Raw genomic sequence first — 2,361 nt, 5'->3', positions numbered from 1 at the left:
CGTGGTCAACGAGCGGCCCGCCGCCTCCCCCGGCGCCCGCCCCCTGGGCACGGTCGTCACTCTCCGCGACCGCACCGAGCTGCAGCGGGTGAGCGGCGAGCTGGAGTCGCTGCGCACCCTCTCGGACGCGCTGCGCTCGCAGACCCACGAGTTCTCGAACCGCCTGCACACCATCGCGTCGCTGATCGAGCTCGGCCGGCCCGACGAGGCGCTCGCGTTCGCCGCCGGAGAGCTGAACCTCAGCCAGCGCCTGGCCGACCGCGTCCTCGGCTCCGTGCAGGAGCCGGTGATCGCCGCTCTGCTGCTGGGCAAGGCCGCACAGGCCCGCGAGCGCGGAGTGGAGCTGCACTTCGAGACGCACCTCGAGCCCGGCACGCAGGGCCTGGAGCCCGGGGACCTGGTGACGGTGCTGGGCAACCTGATCGACAACGCCCTCGACGCGGCCGCCTCCTCCGCTCCGGAGCGCGAGCCGTGGGTGGAGGTCTACCTCGGCCTCGCGGAGGGCGAGCTGGTGGTGCAGGTGTCGGACAGCGGCCCCGGAGTCGCCGACGCCGCCGACGTGTTCGCGCGCGGCTACTCGACGAAGGAGTCGGACGGCTTCGGCCGCGGCATCGGCCTGGCGCTGGTGCAGCAGGTGGTGGAACGGCTCGGCGGCACGATCGAGGTCTCGCGCCACGTCGGTGCGGTGTTCACGGTGCAGCTGCCGCTGCCCGCGCGGGTGGCGTCGTGATCCGGGTGCTCGTCGTCGAGGACGAGCCGCTGACGGCGAGCGCCCATGCCGACTACGTCCGGCGGGTCGACGGCTTCGAGATGGCCGCGGTCGCCGGCAGCGGGGCGGAGGCGATCCGGGCGCTGCGCGCGGACCCGGGCATCGCGCTGATCCTGCTCGACATGAACCTGCCGGACATGGGCGGCCTCGACCTCTGCCGGGCCGTCCGGGCGGCGGGCCTGGACGTCGACGTCATCGCGATCACCGCGGTCCGCGACGCCGCGAACGTGCGCGCCTCCGTCGCCGCCGGGATCGTGCAGTACCTGATCAAGCCGTTCGTCTTCAGCGCGTTCGCCGCCAGGCTCGCCAGCTACCGGTCGTACCGCGAGCGGATGCACGGCGCCGACGTCGCCAGCCAGCACGAGGTGGACGGGGCCTTCGCGGCGCTGCGCACCTCCAACGCGCCGGGCCTGGCCAAGGGGCTCTCGGCTCAGACCCTCGAGGCCGTCACCGCGCTGCTGGGCCCGGTCGGCCTCTCGGCGGCGGAGCTCGCCACCCGCCTCGACATCTCGCGGGTGACGGCCCGCCGCTACCTCGAGCACCTCGCCGACTCCGGAGTCGCGGACCGCGCGCCCCGCTACGGCTCCCCCGGCCGCCCGGAACTGGAGTACCGCCGCCGCTGAGCGCGCGTCAGGCGGCCCGCAGCGCGTCGGCGATCTCCTCCTCGATCAGGTCGTAGTTGATCGCCGCGCCCACGCGCAGGCCGTCGGCGGACGAGGCGACGACCTGCGCCATCGGCTCGACCAGAGAGCCCGCGGCGAAGACCCCGGCGACGCCGGTCCGGCCCATCGGATCGACGGCGAGGTGCCGCGCGACGCCCGACGGGTGGTCGGCGAGCTCGAGGCCGAGCCCCTCGGGGAGCCGCGCCTCGACCCGCGGGCCGACGACGAGCGCGTCGAGCTCGTGCCGTCGACCGTCGATCACGACGCCGACCAGGCGGTCGTCCTCGACGAGGACCCTCTCGACGCGGCCCGGCACGAGCGCGATCCCGCGGGCGGCCAGCGCCGCCGCCTCGTCGCCGGCGGGCGCGGGTGCGCCGTGGAGCAGGATCGACGTCCGGTCGCTGAGCTGCCGGAACATCTGCGCCTGGTGCCCGGCGAACGAGCTGCCGAGCACGCCGATCCGCCGGCCGCGCACCTCGAAGCCGTGGCAGTAGGGGCAGTGCAGGACGTCCCGTCCCCAGCGGGCGTGGAGCCCGGGGATCTCCGGCAGCAGGTCGCGGACGCCGGTCGCGAGCAGGAGGCGGCGGGCGCGGAGGACCGCGCCGTCGGCGAGGGTCGCGGTCACCCCCTCGGGTCCTGCGGAGGCATGGACGGCCTCGCCCGCGACGACCCGGGCCCCATAGCCCTCGGCCTCGGCGCGCGCCAGGCGCACCAGCTCCGTCGGAGGGACGCCGTCGCGCGTCAGCACGTTGTGGGCGCCGGGCGAGGGGGCGTTGCGCGGAGGTCCGCCGTCGACGACGAGGACGTCGCGGAGACTGCGGCCGAGGGCGGTGGCGGCGGCGAGGCCGACGAAGGAGGCGCCGAGGATCAGGACGTCGGCGCCTCCTTCGTCGGCCTCGCCGCCGCCACCGCCCTCGGCCGCAGTCTCCG

At 75.8% G+C, this 2,361-nt stretch carries 3 protein-coding genes; 2 read left to right on the top strand and 1 reads right to left on the bottom strand.

Annotated features, from left to right (window positions below; all coding sequences use genetic code 11):
- On the top strand, positions 1-730 hold a 730-nt coding region (locus C5C24_RS17335; protein WP_146082665.1), incomplete at its 5' end, for a sensor histidine kinase.
- Entirely contained in the window at positions 727-1,392 is a 666-nt protein-coding gene (locus C5C24_RS17330; RefSeq protein ID WP_104305559.1) for a response regulator, read from the top strand. The genes C5C24_RS17335 and C5C24_RS17330, both read left to right, overlap by 4 nt.
- A 7-nt stretch (positions 1,393-1,399) precedes the next feature.
- Here C5C24_RS17330 and C5C24_RS17325 read toward each other — a convergent pair.
- Positions 1,400-2,361, bottom strand: a 962-nt coding sequence (locus C5C24_RS17325; RefSeq protein WP_308470844.1) for an NAD(P)/FAD-dependent oxidoreductase, incomplete at its 5' end; no start/stop codon positions are given.

Origin of the sequence: Rathayibacter sp. AY2B3 (assembly GCF_002931755.1) — a bacterium.
Taxonomy (GTDB): Bacteria; Actinomycetota; Actinomycetes; order Actinomycetales; family Microbacteriaceae; genus Rathayibacter.
The sequence above is the reverse complement of the archived record's forward strand: the minus strand, read 5'-3'. Positions and strand labels throughout refer to the sequence as shown.